Raw genomic sequence first — 21,327 nt, forward strand, 5'->3', positions numbered from 1 at the left:
GCATATCAATCCCACTGGTCGCACCCCTGTTGGACCCCAGGTGTGCCGACGCCCGGTGTGGTCGACCCGCGACGCGAATCCCTCGCGGAGGAGGTGACCGCGTGGCGGCCCGGCGCATCGTCCGGGGGCCGGGACTCGGGGGCCCGGGCCGACGGGCTATCCGAACCGTTCCATCCCCTCCTGGAACCGCTGTTCGAGCTTGCCCAGGCCGTACTCGTAGGCCTCCTGTGGGCTCGACCCGGTGACGACCATGTTGATCATCTCCGCCGGGAAGAAGAATCGTTCGACGTACAGCGCTACGGGAGACGTGGTGAAGTTCGACTCCGGCACGTTGCCGTAGTAGTCCTCGACGATAGTGTTCTGACAGTACTCTAGCCCCTCAAGGTGGCTCGGGTAATCCTCCCAGTAGTCGAAGTTCTGGTAGGTGTCGCTCCCGATGACGTCCTCGTAGTTCGGAAGGAACCGCGTCGGCTCGGCCTCGTAGAGCTCCGCCGTCCGGGATATTTCGTCGCCGTAGACGTACTGAAGGAACTTCTTGGTCCCGACTGGGTTCTCCGAGTTGGCGAACACGTGGTGGCCGTCCGGAGTCGGGTTGTACTGCCAGTTGTTGCTCTTGTCGATGCCACCCTCTTTCCAGCGCGGCAGTGGCGCGACCCCGGTGTTCTTCGCGATCTGATCGACCTCGGCGCTCGCCGCAACGCCCGCCGGCCACATGTTCAGGTTGTACTGCTGGGCGAAGCGGCCGCCGGCCCAGTCACCGAGTGACGCACTCCACCCGATCCCGGTCGGGTCCGGGGAGTACTGCGCGAGTTCCTGGAAGTACTCGAGGAGCTGTGTCACCTCCTCCTCGGGGTAGTGGACCTCGAGTTCGCCGCCGACCTCGCCGTCCTTCCAGCGGAGGCCGATTGCCGAGGTGCCCATGTTGTTGAGGAACACGTGGAACTCGTCCTGTGCCTTCCCGGTCTTCTGTCCCGCCAGGCCGTACCCCCGGATGTCCAGATCTGACTCGTCGATGACCCGCGCGTTCTCGATCATCCCCTCGATACTGTCGGGGACCTCTAGACCCAGTTCGTCGTAGACGTCCTGCCGGTAGTGGAAGACGGAGGTGTAGTAGCCGTGGGACACCTGCCAGAGTTTGTCGTCCTGGGTAAGCGGCGAGGAGATGAGTTCGCCGGATACGGACTGGACCTGGTCGACGACCTCGGTCACCTCCGCGAGCTGGTCCGACGCCCAGAGGTCGGCCACCTGGTCGAACGTCGAGGTGTTCATCCCCGGCGGGTCGCCGGACTGGATGAGCGTCGCCAGCCGGTTCTCCTGAGAGCCGGACATCCCGGAGTACTCCATCTCGACCTCGATACCGGTCTCGTCGGTGAACCCCGGTACGAGTTCGTCCTCCCACTGGGTCTGCCAGGCCTCGTTGTTGTAGTCGGTGAGGACGTGAACCGGCGGTAGCTCGGCCGGGTCCGGCGTCCCGCTCCCGCCGCCGTCGCTGGTGCTACCCCCGCCGCCATCGCCACCGTCCCCACCGCCGCCATCGCCATTACCACCGTCACCGCCGTCACCACCACCGCCACCGTCGCCACCGACACAGCCAGCGAGGCCAGCGATCGAGCCGGCCCCCGTGAGCGCCAGCCACCGCCGGCGGCTGAACATCTGTTCCTCTTCGTCCTGCTGGTTCCCGCCCATGACGACCGCCACAAAGGGAACTACATTATTATAGCTTTGGGACGCGCCGACGCACGGCGTACACGGTCGCCTCCCGTCGGCACCGCCGCGAGCCGTGGGTTTCGTGACGCCTGCGCCGAAGGTCCGGGGTCGGACTCCCGTGTCTACCGGCCCTCGAACGTCGGCTCGTAGTCGTCCTCGGCGAACGCCCTCGCCCCCTCGGCGTGGTCCTCCGTCTCGACCAGCGTGGGGAACACCCGCCGGTCGTACGCGATGGCCTCGCGCAGTGGGACCTGCTGGCCGTGATCGACGCTGTCCTTGATGGCACGCATCGACAGCGGGGGCTGGCCGGCGAGCTTCCCGACGAACGCCGAGACCTCCTCGTCGAACGAGTCGTCGTCGAACACGCGGTGGACCAGTCCCAGTTCCCCGGCCCGCTCGGCCGGGAGGTGCTCGCCCAGCATCGCCACCTCCTTCGCGACCGCCGGCCCGGCGATGCGGGCGATGTACTGCGCGCCGCCGGCCCCGGGGAGGATCCCCAGGTTCGACTCGGGGAGCCCCAGTCGGGAGGACTCGCTGGCGAGCCGGAAGTCACAGCCGAACGCGAGTTCGAGCCCGCCGCCGAGACAGTAGCCGTCGATCTTCGCCACGATCGGTGCACCGAACCCCCGGAGTCGGTCCTGGATGCTCGTCATCGGCCCGACGCGGGCCCCGCGCCCACCGAACTCCGTGATGTCCGCGCCCGCCGAGAACGCACGGTCGCCCGCCCCCTCGATCACGACCACCCGGACCGCGACCCCCTCGGCGTCCGCGTCGAGCGATTCGAGCTCCTCGACGGCGCTCACCACGTCCTCGCGGAGCTGGGCGTTCATGGCGTTCAGCGCGTCCGGCCGGTTCAGCGTCACGGTGGCGACGCCGCTCTCCTCGTCGTGGTCCACCAGTACGGTGTCGAACGACTCCTGCATACCCTCGGCTGTGCCACCGGTGACATAACTCTTGAGGGCCGGGGGGCCTCGCTCGGGCGCGGGACGGCGAGGTCAGTCCGCCGAGACATCGCGACCGCCCTCGACGTGGACCAGCTCCTCGATGGGTGGGATCTTCGCCTCACGGTCGGTGATGATCTCGATGCGGCGTTGGAGCTTCTCGGTGGCGTACTCGACCAGGTAGGTCGAGTCGACCTCGTTGTCCGGATCGTCGACGATACCCGCTACCAGCGGGAGGAGGTCCCCGAGGGTCTCCTGGACGATATCGGGGTCGACGCCCTCCTCGGCGACGAGCCGCTGGACCTCGTGCATCCCGAAGCCGACGTGTCGCCCCTCGTCGGACCGGATGCGGGTGATCCCCTCGACGAGCCCCTCCAGGTGGACCGGCTCGCCCGGTAGCTCGACCTCCGGGCCGGTGGGCGACCAGGACGCCTGGATGCCGTAGTAGCCGGTCTGTGCGAGCACCGATTCGACCACGAGGTGGTAGTGGCAGTACGCCCGGGCGAGCGCCTCGGACGAGTCGTCCTCCAGCAGCCGGTGCATCGCCGCCTCCGTCCGGTCGAAGAGCTCGACGTACGAGTCGTTGAAGTACCGCTCGTCGGTCGGGTGCGTCACCTCGAACCCGTGAGCCTCGGCCACAGGGTCGATCACCTCGCGCCAGTAGCGGTCGAAGAAGGCGGTGTGCTTGGCCTCCTCGTAGAGCTGGGAGGTGAGGAACATCTGCTTGTCCACGTCGTCGAGCGCGATACACATCGGCGCGAGGTCCTCGGTGACGGCCTCCTCGCCCGCGCCGAACAGCGCGAGCGTCCGCCGCAGCCCGTCGAACTGCGCCTCGGTCTGTTCTCGCTCGATCAGCCGCTCGCGGTCCTGCTCCAGCAGCTCGTCTGGGATGTCCCGGTAGGGGTCCCAGTGGCGGTAGACCGCGTTCCGGAAGTAGCCCGAAGCGAACGAGTCGGGATCGAGGCGCATCGTACGGCCCGTGTCGCTGTACCGGTTCATACCACCTGTCTGTCGTGAACGATACTAAGCGTTACCGACCGACCGTTCGGTCGGCGGGCGAGCTACCTCGAACACCGCGCTCCACGGCGAAGCCCCCCGACGGTTTTGCCGGTAGACGGTGGCCGCTACAGTCCGTCGAGCGCGCCCTCGAACACCTCGCCGAGCCGGTCGAGGACCGCGTCGTCGGTCCGGGCGTACGGCAGCGACAACGGCGAGAGGCTCACCCGATCGTCGAGTAGTGCCCGCCGGTCCGTTCCCTCCGGGTCGGGAACGTTGCCGGCAGACATCCCCGCCCAGAGCGGGTTGTGGAGCCGATACTGGCCGTCCTCGAGACGGGCGTGCATGTCGTACTCCTCGGTCGGTCGCGTGAGGGCGATCCCCGCGAGATCGCGGTCCGGACGCGGGAGGTTCAGGTTCAGGTAGTCCACGGCGTCGAAGGTGTCGCTCCCGACGGCCCGCTCGACCACGCTCGCCGCCACGGCGCAGGCCCGCTCGAAGTCGGCAGTCGAGAGCGCCGAGCGGTCCATCCCGAGGACGTCCATCGAGACGGCGACCCCCGGAACGCCGAGGCAGGCCGCTTCGGTGGCGGCGCTCGCGGTCCCCGAGCGCGGGAGGACGTGCGCCCCGAGGTTCGCCCCCGGGTTACAGCCCGCCACCACCACGTCCGGGTCGAACGTCCCGACCCCGAGGATGGCACAGTCACAGGGCGTCCCGTGGACGGCGTCACCGAGTTCGTGGGCCTCGCGGGGGATGGTCACGGTGTACGGCTCGTCCTCGCCGTCGCCGAGGCCGGTCTCGCCCTCGTTGCCCCGGTCGGGACCCATCCGCCCGTAGGAGAGCCCCCGACCGACGGCGCTCTGGTTTCGCGCCGGCGCGATCACCCGCACCTCGCCGAGTTCGGCGAGCGCGTCGGCGAGGGCGCGGATCCCCGGTGCGTCGATGCCGTCGTCGTTCGTCACCAGGACCCTCACAGTACCGCCTCCGCCGATCCGGTGATGGCCGTCTCATCCCCGTCGCGGTCGACCCGTAGCTCGACCGCGACGCGCTCGCCCGCCCCGGTCCGCTCGACGTCGGTCGCTTCGACGGTCGTCGTGAGCGTCTCCCCCGGCCACACCCGGGAACGAAACCGGACCCCGAACGACCGTACCGACCCGACGCCGAGCCAGTCACAGACGGCGTGGGCCGCCACCCCGGCGGTGAACATCCCCTGGCCGAACACCGAGGGGTTGCCCGCCCCCCTGGCGTACGGCTCGTCGTAGTGGATGGGGTTGAAGTCGCCGCTCGCCCCGGCGTACCGGACGAAGTCCCGACGGTCGAGCGGGCCGAGCGAGACGGTCGGCGCGCAGTCCCCGGGCTCGAGGTCGCCGGCCTCGGCGGGGGTCGGCGCTGTCGGCTCGGTCGCGGCCCGGTCGGTCGCGGACCACTCGGGGTCCTCGCCCAGGTCGCCGTCGGTGGCGGGCGTCGGCCCGTCGTCTCCGTCCCCCGAATCGCCGACCGTCCCGCCGGTCTCGATAGCGGTCGAGCGGGAGACGAGCACCCGCTCGCCGCCGGAGTCGCGGTACTCGGTCTCGACCTCCGCGAACGTCATCGTCCCGCCCCGTGACCCTTCCCGCTCGTAGGCGTTCACCACCGCCGTCTCACCCGTGAGCGTGTCGCCGACGACGAGCGGCCGGTCGTACTCGTAGGCCTGCTCGCCGTGGAGCGTGTGCTCGTGACGGAACCCGAGATCGACCCCCTCACCCGTCCGGTACCGGGGGAAGTCAGTAGTCCGAACGAACGAGAGAGGTGCGGGAACGGCCTCGAACCCCCTCGCCGCGGCCACCTCGGGGTCCCGGTACACGGGGTCGTCGTCGCCGATCGCCCGCGCGAACTCCTCGACCTTCCCCGCCTCGACGGTGAACCCCTCGACCGTCCTGACGCGCTCGTCGAGCATCGACTCCAGTCGGTCCAGCGTCGCGGTCACTCGCCGACCCTCCGCGTTCGGCCCCGTCTCCGGTCCGTGTCCATGCCGCCCCCTGCCGGGGGGAGGGAGATAAAACCGCCCCCCGGAGCCCCCGTCCCTCGGGCGATCGGAGAAACGCTTAACTTCCGTTTCTCGTTACCGCGTGGCATGCATCTGGAGGACGTGGCCGACGAGGCGAGGACGGGCAACGTCGCGAAGCTGTTCGACGAGACCGCGCGCCACCACGGCGACGCGCTCGCCATCGAGGCGTCGGGCCACGAGACGACCCACGCCGAACTGCGGGCGGCGAGCGAGGCGTTCTCGGGGGGGTTGCGCGACCGCGGGTTCGGCCCCGGCGACCGGATGCTGCTCTACCTGCCGAACTGCCCGCAGTACCTCGTCGCCTCGCTCGGGGCGTTCCGCGCCGGTGTGGTCGTCTCGCCGGTCAACCCCCAGTACAAGGTCCGCGAGCTCACCTACCAGCTGGAGGACACCGACGCGGACCTGATCGTCACCCACCCCGCCCTCCGGGGGGTCGTGACCGAAACCCTCGAAGAGACCGGACGCGACCCGCTCGTGGTCTCCGTCGGCGACGAGGACGAGCGCGGGGACGGTGACGTAGGATTCGAAGCGATCAGGGGCGAACCCCACACCGCGGAGTGCGATCCCGGCGACGTCGCGCTCCTGCCCTACACCTCCGGAACCACGGGCCAGCCCAAGGGCGTCCGGCTCACCCACCGGAACTTCTCCGCACAGCTCCTCTCGTACCTCGCCAGCCGGACCGACGACCTCGCCGACACGGACGTGAAGTCCCTCCTGTACCTCCCGCTCTACCACATCACCGGATTCACTCACGTCGCCATGCAGCCGCTCGTCCGCGGCGGCGCGCTCTACCTGCGGAGCCCGGCGAACTGGGACGCCGAGGCCGCCATGCGGACCATCGAGGAAGAGGGAATCACCCGCTTCGTCGGCGTCACGGCCATGTACGTCGACATGGTCAACAGCGACTCGTTCGGCGACCACGACCTCTCCTCGCTGGTCTGGGCGAGCGAGGGCGGCGCGAAAATGTCCGTGGCCGTTCAGGAGCGCTTCGAGGAAGTCGCCGGCGTCGAGATGTCCGAGGGGTACGGGCTCACCGAGACCAACGGCGCGACCCACACCCAGCGGGGCTCGACGTTCGGCCTCCGACACGGTACCATCGGTCAGCCGCTCCGGCACACCGAGTGCCGCGTCGTCGACGAGGACGGCGAGGAGGCCCCGGTGGGCGAGGAGGGCGAACTGCTCGTCCGCGGCCCGCAGGTGATGGCGGGCTACCACGGGATGCCCGAGGCCACCGAGGCGGCGTTCACCGAGCGGGGGTTCTTCCGGACCGGCGACGTCGCCCGACGGGACGCGGACAACTACTACGAGATCGTCGACCGCAAGAAGCACATGATCGTCACCGCGGGGTACAACGTCTACCCGAGCGAGGTGGAGGAGCTCCTCCGCGAGCACGAGGCCGTCGCCGACGCCGCGGTCATCGGCGTCCCCGACGAGCGGCGCAACGAGATCCCCGTCGCGTACGTCGTCCCACGACCCGACGCCGAGCCGGGCGACGACCTCGCCGATGCCATCCGGGAGTTCTGCCTCGCGAACGTCGCCGAGTACAAGCACCCCCGCGGGGTGACGTTCGTCGAGGAGCTCCCGAGGACTGCGAGCGGGAAGATACAGAAGTACAAGCTCGAAGAGGCACACGAAGAGGGCGGGACCGCGGAGGGGGACGACTGAGCGGTCGGGGGCGGCCACCGAACCCGGTCGGAGACGCCGACGGCGACCCTCGATCGAGCCCGCCGGTCACGGCCCCGTTCGATCCGCCCCGGGTTCGTCGAGGTAGTCGAGGTAGTACCGCCGGACCAGCCACAGCGAGAGCACGACGACGACCATCAGGAGCAACAGCGGGAACCAGAACACCCCGAAGAGACCGACCGCCACCACGAGGAGGACGATCAGCAGTAGATCGAGGAGGACGTGGACGGGCTTCACGCCCCGAGTGGTCGGCCGACCGCGGACATAAGTTTTGTCGCCGGTCCGGCAACCGGGTTGCGGTACCGGTCCCGCGCCCGCGGGCCGTCGAGGGACTCCCGCACGTTTATCCCCCGGTCGGACGACCGCCCGCCATGACCGACCGACCCACCGTCCTCGTCCCCCACCTCGTCATGGCACGCGGAACGGAACCGATGGCGGAGGCGATACGCGACCGGCTCGACGACGTGGATCTGCGGGTCGCCACCGACGAGGAGACGGCGCTCGAACACGCCCCGGACACCGAGGTGGTCGTCACCCACCGGCTGTCGGACGATCTGCTCGACTCGGCGACGGCGCTTCGCTGGGTCCACTCGCTCACGGCCGGTCTCGATCACTTCGACCTCGACGACCTGGACGAGCGCGGGTTGATCCTCACGAACAGCTCGGGTATCCACGCCCAGCCGATCGGCGAACACGTCCTCGGTGCGCTGCTGCACTTCGAACGCAGGTTCGATCGCGCGGTCGCCCAGCAACACCGGCGCGAGTGGGACCGCTTCGGCGCGACCGAGCTCGCCGATCGGACGGTCGCCGTGGTCGGGGTCGGAGCCATCGGTACTCGGGTCGTGGAGCTCTGCGACGCGATCGGCGCGGAGACCATCGGCGTGAAGCGCGATCCCTCCGGAGCCCCGGACGCGCTCGCGGACTGCGTGACCCCCGATCGGCTCCACGACGCCCTCGAACGGGCGGACTGTGCGGTGCTCGCCTGCCCGCTGACCGACGAGACCAGCGGGATGATCGACGCCGAGGCGCTCGACGCGCTCGGCGATGGCGTGCTCGTCAACATCGCCCGCGGGGAGGTGGTAGACGAGGCGGCGCTGATCGAGGCGCTTGATTCGGGCGAGCTCGGGGGTGCGGCCCTCGACGTGTTCGCCGAGGAGCCGCTGCCCGAGGACTCGCCGCTGTGGGGGTTCGAGAACGTCCTCCTCACGCCCCACGTCGCGGGGACGACGCCCCACTACTGGGAGCGGGCCGCCGACCAGTTCACCGAGAACTACCACCGCTACGTCGCCGGTAAGGACCTGGCGAACCGACACCTCTGATACGGTCGGGCGTAACGATTTACCGGCGATCACCCAGCCGGGGTCGGTCATCGCCGGTAAAAGACTACGCACGACCGTATGAGCACCGACGATCCCGGTCGCCGCGTCCACCCGCATCGGGTCCGTCCTGGGGCGACCCCGTAGATTGATACCACGGCCCGCGGTTGGTCGCTCATGTCCGACCTGCGGATCGACACACACGTTCCCGGGATGACCGACGGCGGGGCCGAGGCGGCCGCCCGAGCGGAGGAACTCGGATTCGACGCCGTCTACACCTCGGAGACGGAGCAGGACGCGGTGCTCTCGCTCCCGCTCGTGGCCGAGCACACCGACTCGGTGAGCCTGGGGACGAGGGTTACGCTCGCGTTCACCCGGTCGCCGATGGTGCTCGCCTACCAGGGGTGGGCGCTCCAGCGCTACTCGAACGGCCGGTTCGTCCTCGGGCTCGGGACGCAGGTCAAGGGCCACAACGAGCGCCGGTTCAGCGTCGAGTGGACGTCGCCCGGCCCTCGACTGAGGGAGGTGGTCGAGTCGATCCGGCACGTCTGGAGCGTCTGGCAGGGCGACTCGGCGGAACTCGACTACCAGGGGGAGCACTACTCGTTCTCGCTGATGACCGAGACGTTCGACCCCGGGCCGATCGACCACCCCCACGTCCCGATATACATCGCGGCGGTCAACGAGTACAACGTCCGGCTGGCCGGCGAGGTCTGTGATGGCCTCCACATGCACTCGTTCAACACGCCCGCCTACACCGAGGACGTCATCGGCCCGCTGGTCGCCGAAGGTGCGGAGCGAGCCGACCGACCGCGAGAGGTGGTGTCTCTCTCGGCCAGCCCGTTCGTCGTCACCGGCGAGACGGAGGAGGAACGCGACCGGAAGCGCGAGGAGGTCCGCCGGCGGATCGCCTTCTACGGCTCGACGCGGACCTACCACGACGTCCTGGAGCACCACGACTGGAAGTCCGTCGGCGAGGAACTCCACGAGCTCTCGAAGGAGCAGGCCTGGGATCAGATGACCGACCTGGTGAGCGACGAGATGGTGGCGACGTTCGCCCTCGAGGCCGATCCCGCCGAGCTACGCGCCGAAGCGCTCGACGTCTACGGGGACGTCGCCGACCGGATCGCGCTCCCGCTCGAACACGGCGAGGCGTTCATGGAGTAGGTACGTCTCAGATCGTCCGGTACCGTCGGACGCCGCCGTCCCACTCGAAGGTGACGTCCCCGAGACGGTCGAGCGTCCCGAGCGCGCCGAGCGTGTCCAGGAGCGGCGCGGGGTGGTCGAGACGGTCGACGCGGGCGCGAGTCACGTCCAGCGGCGAGGCCGGGCCCACGTCGGCGACCGCCCCGCGTACGTCCGCGAGGAGGTCGTCGAGCGCCTCGCGGGAGTTCGCGAGCACCTTCCTGTAGACCGTGAACGGGTGGCCGTGGCCGGGATACACCCAGTCCGCCTCGCGTGCGTCGAGCCGGTCGTAGGCGGCGTAGAAGTCGTCGATGGCGTCGTAGGCCCCGCGGTCGAGGCCGACGTTGAGCGCCGCGGACCGGAACGGCTCGACCAGGACATCGCCGGAGAACAGCGCCGTCCCTTCCGGGAGCGCGAGTTCGAAGCAGGCGTGGCCCTCCTGGTGACCGGGGGTGTGGACGGGCTCGAACGTCAGCCCGCCGGCCTCGAACGACTCGCCGTAGGTGAAGGCGTGGTCGATCTCATCGGGGGGCATGAGTCGGCGGTTGCGCTCCAGGGAGGAGAGCGCCCGCTCGACGTGCTCGTCCAGTTCCTCCGGAGGTAGCCCGGCCCCCTCGCCCGTCTCGCGGACGCCCGCGGCCAGGTCCTCGGGGTCGCGGGAGAGCCGCTCGCGTGTCATCCGTGCGGTGTGGACGGCCGCCCCCGCCTCGCGGAGCGTCGGCACCTGGCCGATGTGATCGGAGTGGGGGTGTGTGAGGAGGACGTGAGCGACCTCCTCGGGGGTTCGGTCGTGGGCGGCGAGCCCATCGCGGAGCTCCTCATCGCCCGTCGCGCCGGGGACGCCCGCGTCCACCAGGAGGGGCTCGTCGGCCTCGACGAGGAACGCGGCGGCGTGCCAGGGCGGCCAGTCGACGCCGAACTCCAGCCGGTGGACCTCGACCGAACTCGGGGAACCGCTTCCCTCCCCCTCTCGCTCCGACTCCGCCCCTCGATCCATGCCCCCATCCATCCGGTCGTCTCACTTAAACGATGCCATCGGGGGTCGTGTGGACAAGGCTCAAGGGAGCCGCGACTGGCGTAGGGCCATGGAGCCCGTCCGAGCTGAGGAGCTGCTGAGTCCCCCCAACGACGGGAGCGTCGCCAACCTCGTCGCCCGGGCCGTCCGGGAGTTCCCCGATCGACTCGCGGTCGAGCACGACGGCCGGGGCCGGACGTACGCGGAACTCGACGAGCGGGTCCGGGCCATCTCCGACGGCCTCGCCGACGTCGCCGAGCCGGGTGATCGGGTCGGTCTTTACCTTCCAAACGGAGTGGCGTTCGCCGAGGCGCTCCTCGCCTGCGTCCACGCGGGCGTCGTCGCCACACCGCTGAACCCGCAGTACCGCCGGCGGGAGATCGCCTACCAGCTCGACCACTCGGACGCGGTCGCGCTCGTCACGGACGGTCCCGGCGAGGAGCACGTCGTCCCCGTCGCGCGCGAGCAGGGAGTCGAGGTGATCAGCGCCGATCCCGAGAGCGAACACGTGACCCTCGAGGAACTGGCGGCGGGCGGGGGCGACCGCCTCGTCGAACGCGGCGACGAGGACGTGCTCCTCCAGCCGTACACCTCGGGGACCACGGGGAACCCGAAGGGTGTCCTCCTCACTCACCGGAACTTCCGGGTGCAGATCGTCAACTCGGTCGTCGCGTACACCGGCGGGCCGATCGAGGGCGACTCGCTGATCGTCCTGCCGATGTACCACATCACCGGACTGCTCGGGCTGATCGCGGGGCTCTCTGCCGGCCGCACGGTCAGAATGCTCCGACCGGACGAGTGGGACCCCGGACTCGTCCTCCGGAAACTGGACGAGCACGACGTCCCATCCTTCACGGGCGTCGCGGCGATGTTCACCGACCTCCTCGAAGCGTACGAGGCTAACCCTCGCGAGTACGACCTCGACTCGCTGTGGCGGGCGGGCCAGGGGGGTGACAAGCTCTCGCGGACGGTTCACGAGCGGTTCGAGGAGATCCTCGACGTTCCGGTCTACGAGGGGTACGGGCTGACCGAGACGACCGCCACCACACATACGGTACGGGCCTCGACGCTCGGCGACAAGCTCGGGAGCGTCGGTCAGCCCATCGGTCACACCGACTCGAAGGTCGTCGATCGGGACGGCGAGCAGGTCGCCCCGGGCGAGGAGGGCGAGATCCTCGTCAGGGGCCCGCAGGTGATGGAGGGATACTACGACGACCCGGAAGCCACCGACGAGGCGTTCACCGACGACGGCTACTTCCGGACCGGCGACCGGGGCTCGCTCGACGCGGACAACTACTACTACGTCCACGGTCGGGAGAAGGAGATGATACTGACGGCGGGGTACAACGTCTACCCCGCGGAGGTCGAGGAGGTGCTCTACGACCATCCCTCCGTGGGCGAGGCGACCGTCTTCGCGCTCCCCCACGAGCGCCGCGGGGAGACGGTCGCGGCGGCGGTCACGCCCGCGGCCGGCGCGGACGAGCCCGACCCCGAGACACTGAAGGAGTACGTCCTCGCCGAACTCGCCCCCTACAAGCACCCGCGGACGGTGCTGGTACTCCCCGAACTCCCGCGAACGGGCTCGGGGAAGGTCCAGAAGCGCCGCCTGCGCGAGCTGGCCGAGGGCAAGGAGAGCGACGGAGCGGAGAACTGAGCGAGCGGGCGACGGACCGGGGACTCGTAGGGATCATCGTAGTCGTTCGTAGATCTCCCGCCGAGGATCAGGCCCCGTAACCCACGTCGAACGGTCGAATCCGCCGACTGGCTACGACGATCCCTATCAGATGAGTTCGCGGGCGATGGTGCGGCGCTGTATCTCGTCGGTCCCCTCGAAGATGCGGAGCACGCGGGCCGAGCGGTACTCCCGCTCGATGGGCGTGTCCTTCATGAATCCCGCGCCGCCGTAGACCTGCATGGCGACGTCGGCGGCCTCGTTGGCGAGTTCCGCTCCTCGAAGTTTGGCCATCGACTCCTCCTTGCGGGCGCGCTCGTCGTTCTGGATCTTCCAGGCGGCGTATCGGTAGAGCCAGCGGACCTGCTCGATCTCGGTGGCGAGGTCGGCGATCTGGAAGGAGACGCCCTGGCGGTGGCCGATGGGCTTGCCGAACGTCTCGCGGTCGCGGGCGTAGTCGACGGCCATGTCCAGCAGGTGCTGTGCGGTGCCGACCGCACTGGCGGCGATCTTGATCCGGCCGCCGCCGATCCAGCTCATCGCCGTCCCGAAGCCGTCGTCGACCTCTCCCAGGACCTTGTCCTCGCCCACCCGGACGTCGTCGAATCTCAGTTGCGCCTGCCCGCCGGGGGTGAGCCCCATCGTCCGGTGGACCTTCTCGACCTCGTACTGGTCCGAATCGACGAGGAAGCAGGTGATCCCCCCGTAGTCGCCCTTCTCGCCGGAGGTCCGCGCGAAGGTCATCGCGAAGTCGGCGTAGGGACCGTTGGTGATCCAGTACTTCTCGCCATTTATCACCCACTCGTCGCCGTCCTTCTCGGCGGTGGCGTCCATGTAGTGGGGGTCGCTTCCGTGATCGGGTTCCGTGAGCGCGAAGCAGGTCGTGATCTCCCCGTCCATCAGCGGGTCGAGGTACTCCTCGCGCTGTTCGTCGGTGCAGGCGAGGAGGATCGGCGTCGGCCCACCCGCCCCGCCCATGATGGCGCTGTGGAACCCCGGGGGCCGGTTCGAGAGGTGCTCGGTGACGATCGCCGAGGTGAGCAGTTCGACGCCGCCGCCGCCGACCTCCTCGGGCATGTCCATCCCGTAGAAACCGGCCTCGACGGATCGCTGTCGAACGGTCTCGACCACGTCCCGGTACTCGGGGACCTGGTAGTGGTCGTCGTCGACGATGTGGCGCTGGTAGTCCTCGCCGAGGAACTCGGGGTGCTCGCTCTCCAGGGGTTCGACCTCCTGCTCGATGAAGTCGTCGAGCGCCCGCTTTATCTGCGTCGCTTCCGACGGCTCGCTGAAGTCCATGTCACGTACTGGCAAAGTCCGCACATAAGGGTTGGGGTGACGGGCCTCGTATCCGGCTCGTCGGGACGGCCGACCCTCCGCCAGTCGTCGGGAACGCCGCCACGGGGGTTACTCTCACGTCCAGCGATCCCCACCCCACAACTACGGAGCGATCCCGTGCGCTCCTGGAGGCTCCTCCCCTCGATGTCGCCCGGCTGTACCGGGGGGCGAGTGGGACCGCCGGGAGTCGATGGACGGGAAGCGAACGACAGCCGAGGCCGGACGGTGGAGAGCCCGGAACCCATCCACCGTACGTGGTCCGCACCGACACCTACTTTGGCGTGGGGGCGGAGTTGCGGGTGTCATGCGAGGAGTTCGCACAGATGTGGACCCGGACGGAGGTGGACGATGGTCGCCGTAACCGGCCACGGGGGCTACGTCCCGCTCTACCGGGTGGACCGGACCGACGTCGCCGACCTGCACGACGGGCGGGCGAGCGGCGAGAGCGCCGTCCCGGCGCGCGACGAGAACCACGTCACGATGGCCGCCGAAGCCGCCGAGACGGCGCTCGCCCGCGCGAGCATCGACGGCGAGGACCTCGGCGCGGTGTTCGCCGCGAGCGTCACCGATCCGTTCGCCGAGCACGGCATCGCCGCGCACGTCGCCTACCGCCTCGGCGCGGAGGGTGACCTTCGAACCGGTGACTTCGGCGGGACGCTCCGGGCGAGCACGGACGCCCTCTTCGCGGCACACCGATTCGTCGAGGCGACGGACGGGACCGCCCTGCTCGTCGCAGTGGATGTAATGCCGGCCAGCGCCGACGACGGCGGGACGCCCGACGCCGGAGCGGGGGCGGCCGCGCTCGTGCTCGGGCCCGATGCCGACGACGCGGTGGCGACCGTCGAGGGGCTCGGCCAGGAGACGACGGGGTTCGTCGAGCGACACCGCGAGCACGGCGCGGTCGCCGTGTCCGGCGACGAACGGTTCGAACGTCGGCACGGCGTCGCCCCGGCCGCCGAGGCGGCCGTCGAGCGCGCCGGCGGCGACCCCGACCGGGCGGTCGCGGGCGCACCGGACGGCCGGATGGCGAGCGCGGCGCTGGGCACCGTCGACGCCGAGAACGTCTCGACGTTCGGCGACGTCGGTCACGCCGGGACCGCGAGTCCATTGCTGGATCTCGTCCACGCACTCGAAGGCGGGAGCCCGGACGAGTCACTCCTGCTGGTCGTCTACGGCTCGGGCGGGGCCGACGCCGTCTCGCTCGCGACCGGCCCCGGGACCGACCGGAGCGAGGGGGCGACCGTCGAGGAACTGCTCGACGCGAAGGAGTACGTCTCCTACGCGAAGCACCTGGAGTACCGCGAGCGGGTGGAGTACGAGGGAACATAGATGAGTGGACCACGATACCAGCGGAGCAAGCGACAGGACCAGCGGCTCGTCGGGTTCGAGTGCCAGGACTGCGGGTGGGTCTCCTTCCCCGAGGAGAAGCGCACCTGCAAGCAGTGTGGCGCGGCACCCGCCGAGTTCGCGGACGTACAGCTCGCCGAACGGGGGACCGTAGAGACGTTCGTCGTCCAGCAGTACCTGCCGGACGACATCGAGACCCCCCAGCCGGTGGCCATCGTCGACGTCCCGCAGGCCGACGGCGAGGGCGAGCCGGCGAGGGTGTACGGACTCCTCACCGAGACGGATCTCGAGGAGTTAGAGGTCGGGACCGAGGTCGTCGCCCGGTTCCGGGAGATGTTCTCGGACGGCGAGCGCCCGGTCAACTCGTTCAAGTTCAGCGTGCCGCGGCGCTCGAAGGGCGCGGCGTCGGACGGCGGAACCGACGCGGACGCGGAGGCGAGCGACGACCCGGACGCAGGTGTCGAATCGGACGGAGGTGAGGCCGATGCGTGACGCCTACGTCGTCGGACGGGGGATCATCCCGTTCGGCGAACTCTACGACCAGTCGTTCGACCAGATGCTCGAGGCGGCGTACCTCGACCTGCTGGAGGACGTCGACGAGGGTATCGACCCGACGAAGGACATCGACGCGGCGTGGTACGGCACCATCGACATCGCGGACGAGGGCTCCTCGGGGGCCTCCCTGGCACACGCGACGGGGCTGTTCGAGAAGCCCATCACGCGCGTCGAGAACGCGTGTGCGACCGGGAGCGACGCGTTCCGCAACGCCTCGCTCGCCGTTCGAGCGGGCGAGGCCGACGTCGCGCTCGTCGTCGGCGCGGAGAAGATGCTCGACGACACCGGGGGACTCATCCAGTCCGCCGCCCTCGAACAGCTCTGGCGCGGCCGCGGCGTGACGATGCCCGCGTTCTTCGGGATGCGCGCGACCCGACACATGGAGACCTACGACACCGAGCGCCGGCAGATCGCCGAGGTCTCCGTGAAGAACCACGAGAACGGGACGAAGTACCCCTACGCCCACCAGCAGTTCGAGTGCTCGGTCGAGGACGTCGAGAACTCCCCGACGGTGAGCTATCCGCTGAACCTCTACGACTGCTGTCCGGTCACGGACGGCGCGTGTGCGGTGCTGATCGCGAGCGAGGACCGCGCCTACGACTTCACTGACGACCCGGTCCGGCACGTCGGCTGGGGGCTCTCCGCGGACTCCTACCAGCGCGGCTCGGACCTCGCGCTGACGAACTTCCCGGCCACCCGGCAGGCGTCCAGCCAGGCCTACGAGCGGGCCGGCATCGGTCCCGCCGACGTCGACGTCGCGGAGGTCCACGACTGCTTCTCCATCACGGAGCTCATCACCTACGAGGACCTCGGGTTCTGTGGCGACGGCGAGGGCGGGCAGTTCATCGACGAGGGCCACCCACACCTCGACGGCGACCAGCCCGTAAATCCGTCCGGCGGCCTCCTCTCGAAGGGCCACCCGATCGGCGCGACGGGCGTCGCGCAGGTCGCCGAGATCTACGAGCAGCTACGCGGCGAGGCCGGCGACGTCCAGGTCGACGACCCGGAGATCGGCCTCCAGCACAACATCGGCATCGGGCGCAACGCGACCGGCGCGGTCAGTTGCGTGAACCTCTTCGAACGGGTGTAGCGGGTCCCGGATCCGCCCTTCCGCCCGGGCTCGAATCCCCGCCGTCGACACGGGAGCGAAATCGACGAGGACGGCTCCACCGAGCATCGGGCTCACGCTCCTCGTGGCTCGTCGAACTGACGAGAGCCATACCTGACCGAATAGATGAAAACGACAAATTTCATAAACTGATTTTTTCGCGCGTTTACCAGTGTCTTATACCGCCATACCTACTGAAAGACCATTTAAGACAGGTGAAAGGAGAATCAATGTCCGAATGAGAACTTTATTACTCGTTCGATAAATCGAGTTCTTGTGACGGTCACTCGAATCAGTATGGGAAAAGTCACTCGTGAAGGAAGCCAGTAGAGTGGACGGGCGCTCTCGATCTACCGACACGGCGGGCGGCGGGATGACCCGCCTCCAGGGTGGACCGACCGTACGCTTATGTCGCGGTATCCTGTGTTCGACCCATGGAGTACACGACACTCGGTAGCACGGGAATGAGCGTCTCGCGGATCTGTCTCGGGTGCATGTCGTTCGGGTCGAGCGACTGGCGCGAGTGGGTTCTCGACGAAGCGGAGAGCCGGGAGATCATCGAGCGGGCGATCGACCTCGGGATCAACTTCTTCGACACCGCCAACGTCTACTCGCAGGGCGAATCCGAGCGCGTCCTCGGGAACGTCCTCGCGGAGTACAGCAGGGACGAACAGGTCGTCGCCACCAAGGTCTTCAACCAGATGGATCCCGACAACCCCAACGCCCAGGGGCTCTCCCGAAAGGCCGTCGAGCAGGAGCTGACGAACTCGCTGGAGCGCCTTCGGATGGACACGATCGACCTCTATCAGATCCACCGGTGGGACGACGACACGCCAGTAGAGGAGACGCTCCGCGTGCTCGACGACGCGGTCCGGCGGGGGCAGGTCCGCTACCTGGGTGGGTCCTCGATGTGGGCCCACCAGTTCGCCGAGGCGCTCCACACCAGCGACACCCTGGGCCTCGACCGCTTCGTCACCATGCAGAACCACTACAACCTCGTCTACCGCGAGGAGGAACGCGAAATGCTCCCGCTCTGTGAGCGAGAGGGGATCGGTTCGATCCCCTGGTCACCGCTCGCACGAGGGTTCCTCACCCGTCCACACGAATCGGCCGACGCGACGACCCGCGGCGAGTACATGGACGGGGACGACGACATGTCCGAGCGGGTCGCGACCTACCGGGCGAACGGGGGCGACGAGATCAACGCGCGGGTCGCGGAACTCGCCGCGGAGAAGGGCGTCTCGATGGCCCAGATCGCCCTCGCGTGGCTGCTCCACCAGGACGCCGTCGACGCCCCCATCGTCGGAACCACCAGCGTCGAACACCTCGAGGACGCCGTCGAAGCCCTCGAGATCGACCTCTCCCAGAGCGACCAGGACTACCTCGAAGAACCCTACGGGCCGGTCCCAGTCAATGGCCACGAATGAGCTAGCGGTGGCCTACTCGGCCCCGTCGGGGCCGACGAACAGGCCGTCGACCGCCGTCACCCCGTCCGGCGTAACGAGGAGCGGGTTGACGTCGCCCTCCCGTATCCAGGGGTTCTCCAGGTAGAGCTCGGAGAGCGAGACGACGGCCTCGACGACCGCCTCGTGCTGGATGGCGTCGAGCTCTATCGGGAGGTCGAACTCGTCGAGCATCGAGTTCGCCTGCTCGGGCGCGACCGGGATAGTCCGAAAGGTCACGTCCCCGGTCTCCTCGATGTCGACCCCGCCGCGACCGAGCATACACACGGGACCGAAGTCGGGATCGACGAGGATCCCCATGGCGAGTTCGCCGGCCCCTTCGACCTGCTCCTGGACGCTCACGCCCTGGGGGTCGACGCCGAGGTCCCGCGCGAGGTCGAACAGCTCCCGGCAGGCCGCGTCGAGGGCCCCGCGATCCTCGATCCCGAGACGGACGCCGCCGACCCTGTCGCGGTGCGGGAGGTCGGGCGCGACGAGCTTCGCCACCGCCGGGAACCCGACCCGTTCGACTGCCTCCCCGGTCTCGTCCGGGTCCGTCACCAGGACCTCCTCGGGGACGTCGACGCCGAACTCGGCGAGGAGCGCCTTCGCGTCGGTCTCGGCGAGCACGGAGCGCGCGTCCCCGGAGTCGGGATCGAAGTCGGGCGTCCTCGCCGGGAGGTCCTTCGCCGCCCGGAGCCGGGGCTTCGACTCGGCGAACCGGGCGAGCGACGCGACGGCCCGGACGCAGCGTGCGGGGTTCTCGAAGACGGGGACGCCGGCGTCCCGATAGCGGCCGAGTGCCGACTCCTTCTCCACGCCGCCGGTCCAGCACAGCAGTAGCGGCTTCTCGTACCCGGACGCGACCTCGACGACCCGTTCGGCGTACTCCTCGGCCGACTCCCCGCTCGCGTTCGTGATCTGGAGGACGATCGTACCGATCCCGTCGTCCTCGAACAGCGCCCGCAGGCACTCGCTGAACGCCTCCTTCGAGTTGACCACCTGCCCGGTGAGATCGACGGGGTTGAGCGCGGAGCCGAACTCGGGGATGAACTCCCGGATGCGGTCGCTCGTCCCCTCCCCGAGCGACGGGAGCGAGAGCCCCTCCTCGTCGGCGACGTCGGCGATGTGGACGCCCGCACCCCCCGAGGTCGTGACGACTCCCAGACGATCGCCGGGGAGCGCGTCGAGCAGCGAGACCGCCCGCGTCAGGTCGACGAACAGGTCGACGTCGTCGACGGACATCACGCCCGTCTCGCGGAAGACGGCCTCGTAGACCTCGTGAGCGCTGGCGACCGTCCCGGTGTGGGAGGCGGCGGCCGAGCGCCCGCGCTCCGAGCGGCCGACCTTCAGCAGCACCACGGGGAGGTCGATACCCGCGTCGGTCCGCTTGAGTTCGACGAGCTTTCGCCCGTCGTCGAACCCCTCGACGTAGCCCGCGACGACGCCCGTCCGGTCGTCGCCGGCGAGAAAGGAGAGGACGTCGAGCGCGCCCGTAGCCGCCTCGTTACCCGTGGCGATCCACTTGCTCAGGCCCACACCCTCGTCCTGGAGCATCGTGGTGAGCGCGCCGCCGAACGCCCCCGACTGCGTGACGAAGCTCACCTCGCCCGCCAGGAGCGACTCGCGCCGCAGGGCCGGCGTGAAACTCGCCGCCACGCGGTCGTGGAACTCGATGACTCCTTGACTATTTGGCCCGACGACGGTCGCGTCGTGCTCGGCCGCCAGGTCCGCGATCCGCCGCTCGGCCCGCTCCCCCTCCCCGGTGCCCGTCTCGGAGAACCCCGAACTCACGATCAGGACGTTTTCGGACCCTCGTTCGAGGCTCGCCTCGACGACCTCGACCACGGCTCCGGCGGGGACGATCACGAGTACGAGGTCCGGCGTCTCCGGGAGCGAGTCGACGTCCGGGTAGCACCGGAGCCCGGCCACCCGGTCGTGGTTCGGGTTCACGGGGAACAGTTCGCCCCCGTAGCCGTGGTCCTGGAGGTACTTGATCGGCAGGCCCGAGACGCGCTCGGGATCGGCGGAGGCACCGACGACCGCGATGGACGACGGGGAGAACAGCGTCTGCATGGCCCGCGGGTTCAGGCCGACCCCCTATATCCGTTACCCCGAGGGGGGCTACCGGATCGGGATATCTCCACGAAGTCGGTGTGTCGGCCGGAGCCGAGGCGCTCAGTACGGCCGGTCGAAGTCGGGATCGCGGCCCTCTCGGAGCGCCGACACCGCCTCCGTGTGTTCGGGGTCGTCCCTCGCGGCCCGCTGGCCCTCGATGGCGGCCTGGGCGTAGTCGTCGTAGGTGGCCGTGCTGTCGAACAGCGCCTTCGTCTCGCGCATCGCTACCGCCGGCTTGTCCCGGAGCGTGTTCGCCAGCTCGCGGCCCCTGTCGAGAACCTCGTCGGTAGGGACGGCCTCCACCGCCAGCCCGAGGTCGACCGCCTCCTCCGGCCCGACGTCCCGCCCCGTCATCACCAGTTCCTTGGCCTTCGCCTCCCCGACCAGGCGCGGGAGGAGCCAGGCCCCACCGTCGCCGGGGACGAGCCCGATGTTGACGAACTGCTCGCGGAGGTACGCCTCGGTTCCGATGACGCGGAGGTCACACGCGAGCGCGAAGTCACAGCCCGCGCCGAGCGCCGGGCCGTTGATCGCTCCCACGACGGGTTTCTCGCCGTGGAGGAGCTTCCGGACGACGTTCTGGACCTTGAACAGGCGGACGGTCGAGTCCGTCCGGTCGCGCTCGCCACCCATGCTGCTCACGTCCGCACCGCTGCAGAACCCCCTGCCCGCACCGGTGAGGAGGATCACGTACACCTCGTCGTCGTCGTGTGCGCTCTCGAGGGCGTCGTTGAGTTCGTCGATCATCGCCGAGTCGAAGGCGTTGAGTACCTCCGGCCGGTCGAGGACGACCTCGGCACGGCCCTCCGTGACGGTGTACTCCAAACTACTGAACTCCATCGGGGTCCGCGTTGTAG

Annotated in this window: 18 protein-coding genes; 8 read left to right on the plus strand and 10 right to left on the minus strand. The window is 69.3% G+C overall.

Translation table 11 applies throughout. The features are described from left to right. Positions 1–156: 156 nt before the first annotated feature. From WDJ58_RS17240 to WDJ58_RS17260, 5 genes are all read right to left on the minus strand, one after another. Positions 157–1,686, minus strand: a complete 1,530-nt coding sequence (locus WDJ58_RS17240) for an ABC transporter substrate-binding protein (protein ID WP_338914533.1) — start codon at positions 1,684–1,686, stop codon at positions 157–159. Positions 1,687–1,829: 143 nt separating this feature from the next. After that, positions 1,830–2,630 (minus strand): enoyl-CoA hydratase/isomerase family protein, encoded by an 801-nt coding sequence (locus WDJ58_RS17245; protein WP_338914534.1) that lies wholly within the window; start codon positions 2,628–2,630, stop codon positions 1,830–1,832. Between the two features lie 72 nt (positions 2,631–2,702). Next, a complete protein-coding gene (locus tag WDJ58_RS17250; RefSeq protein WP_338914535.1) occupies positions 2,703–3,647 on the minus strand; it encodes a ribonucleoside-diphosphate reductase in 945 nt (314 codons plus the stop codon). Between the two features lie 125 nt (positions 3,648–3,772). Further along, positions 3,773–4,618 (minus strand): 5'/3'-nucleotidase SurE, encoded by an 846-nt coding sequence (gene surE, locus WDJ58_RS17255; RefSeq protein WP_338914536.1) that lies wholly within the window; start codon positions 4,616–4,618, stop codon positions 3,773–3,775. Beyond that, positions 4,615–5,610: an FAS1-like dehydratase domain-containing protein gene (locus tag WDJ58_RS17260; protein WP_338914537.1), complete on the minus strand. Its 996-nt coding sequence runs from the start codon at positions 5,608–5,610 to the stop codon at positions 4,615–4,617. Before WDJ58_RS17260 ends, surE begins: the two co-directional genes overlap by 4 nt. Positions 5,611–5,757: 147 nt before the next feature. Here WDJ58_RS17260 and WDJ58_RS17265 point away from each other — a divergent pair, with 147 nt between their 5' ends. Then, on the plus strand, positions 5,758–7,356 hold the full coding sequence (locus WDJ58_RS17265) for a class I adenylate-forming enzyme family protein (protein ID WP_338914538.1): 1,599 nt from the start codon (positions 5,758–5,760) through the stop codon (positions 7,354–7,356). A gap of 66 nt (positions 7,357–7,422) precedes the next feature. Here WDJ58_RS17265 and WDJ58_RS17270 read toward each other — a convergent pair whose 3' ends face one another. After that, the gene (locus WDJ58_RS17270) at positions 7,423–7,611 is read right to left on the minus strand and encodes a hypothetical protein (RefSeq protein WP_338914539.1); all 189 of its coding nucleotides are present in this window, start codon (positions 7,609–7,611) and stop codon (positions 7,423–7,425) included. A 134-nt stretch (positions 7,612–7,745) separates the two neighbouring features. Here WDJ58_RS17270 and WDJ58_RS17275 point away from each other — a divergent pair, with 134 nt between their 5' ends. Beyond that, positions 7,746–8,693, plus strand: a complete 948-nt coding sequence (locus tag WDJ58_RS17275) for a D-2-hydroxyacid dehydrogenase (RefSeq protein ID WP_338914540.1) — start codon at positions 7,746–7,748, stop codon at positions 8,691–8,693. 174 nt (positions 8,694–8,867) lie between these two features. After that, positions 8,868–9,857 (plus strand): TIGR03617 family F420-dependent LLM class oxidoreductase, encoded by a 990-nt coding sequence (locus WDJ58_RS17280; RefSeq protein WP_338914541.1) that lies wholly within the window; start codon positions 8,868–8,870, stop codon positions 9,855–9,857. Between the two features lie 7 nt (positions 9,858–9,864). On the opposite strand, the gene WDJ58_RS17285 is transcribed toward WDJ58_RS17280, so the two are convergent. Next, positions 9,865–10,872 carry an MBL fold metallo-hydrolase gene (locus WDJ58_RS17285; RefSeq protein ID WP_338914542.1) on the minus strand — a complete coding sequence of 336 codons (1,008 nt, stop codon included), beginning with the start codon at positions 10,870–10,872 and terminating at the stop codon, positions 9,865–9,867. A gap of 88 nt (positions 10,873–10,960) precedes the next feature. On the opposite strand from WDJ58_RS17285, the gene WDJ58_RS17290 reads away from it, so the two are divergent. Further along, on the plus strand, positions 10,961–12,544 hold the full coding sequence (locus WDJ58_RS17290) for a class I adenylate-forming enzyme family protein (protein WP_338914543.1): 1,584 nt from the start codon (positions 10,961–10,963) through the stop codon (positions 12,542–12,544). A 126-nt stretch (positions 12,545–12,670) separates the two neighbouring features. On the opposite strand, the gene WDJ58_RS17295 is transcribed toward WDJ58_RS17290, so the two are convergent. Next, the gene (locus tag WDJ58_RS17295; RefSeq protein WP_338914544.1) at positions 12,671–13,861 is read right to left on the minus strand and encodes an acyl-CoA dehydrogenase family protein; all 1,191 of its coding nucleotides are present in this window, start codon (positions 13,859–13,861) and stop codon (positions 12,671–12,673) included. Positions 13,862–14,248: 387 nt separating this feature from the next. On the opposite strand from WDJ58_RS17295, the gene WDJ58_RS17300 reads away from it, so the two are divergent. The 4 genes from WDJ58_RS17300 to WDJ58_RS17315 all read left to right on the plus strand — a co-directional run bounded on the left by WDJ58_RS17300 (position 14,249) and on the right by WDJ58_RS17315 (position 18,337). After that, positions 14,249–15,229, plus strand: coding sequence for a hypothetical protein (locus WDJ58_RS17300; RefSeq protein ID WP_338914546.1), 981 nt, complete (start codon positions 14,249–14,251; stop codon positions 15,227–15,229). Then, on the plus strand, positions 15,230–15,739 hold the full coding sequence (locus WDJ58_RS17305) for a Zn-ribbon domain-containing OB-fold protein (RefSeq protein ID WP_338914547.1): 510 nt from the start codon (positions 15,230–15,232) through the stop codon (positions 15,737–15,739). After that, positions 15,732–16,892 carry a thiolase family protein gene (locus WDJ58_RS17310; RefSeq protein ID WP_338914548.1) on the plus strand — a complete coding sequence of 387 codons (1,161 nt, stop codon included), beginning with the start codon at positions 15,732–15,734 and terminating at the stop codon, positions 16,890–16,892. Before WDJ58_RS17305 ends, WDJ58_RS17310 begins: the two co-directional genes overlap by 8 nt. Positions 16,893–17,344: 452 nt before the next feature. Continuing rightward, positions 17,345–18,337, plus strand: a complete 993-nt coding sequence (locus WDJ58_RS17315; protein ID WP_338914549.1) for an aldo/keto reductase — start codon at positions 17,345–17,347, stop codon at positions 18,335–18,337. Between the two features lie 12 nt (positions 18,338–18,349). Here WDJ58_RS17315 and WDJ58_RS17320 read toward each other — a convergent pair whose 3' ends face one another. Together WDJ58_RS17320 and WDJ58_RS17325 are read right to left on the minus strand one after the other, a co-directional pair. After that, positions 18,350–20,428: an acetate--CoA ligase family protein gene (locus tag WDJ58_RS17320; RefSeq protein WP_338914550.1), complete on the minus strand. Its 2,079-nt coding sequence runs from the start codon at positions 20,426–20,428 to the stop codon at positions 18,350–18,352. Between the two features lie 102 nt (positions 20,429–20,530). Continuing rightward, positions 20,531–21,310 carry an enoyl-CoA hydratase/isomerase family protein gene (locus WDJ58_RS17325; RefSeq protein WP_338914551.1) on the minus strand — a complete coding sequence of 260 codons (780 nt, stop codon included), beginning with the start codon at positions 21,308–21,310 and terminating at the stop codon, positions 20,531–20,533. Between the last annotated feature and the right edge of the window lie 17 nt (positions 21,311–21,327).

Source organism: Salinirubellus litoreus (genome assembly GCF_037335815.1).
Taxonomy (GTDB): domain Archaea; phylum Halobacteriota; class Halobacteria; order Halobacteriales; family Haloarculaceae; genus Salinirubellus; species Salinirubellus litoreus.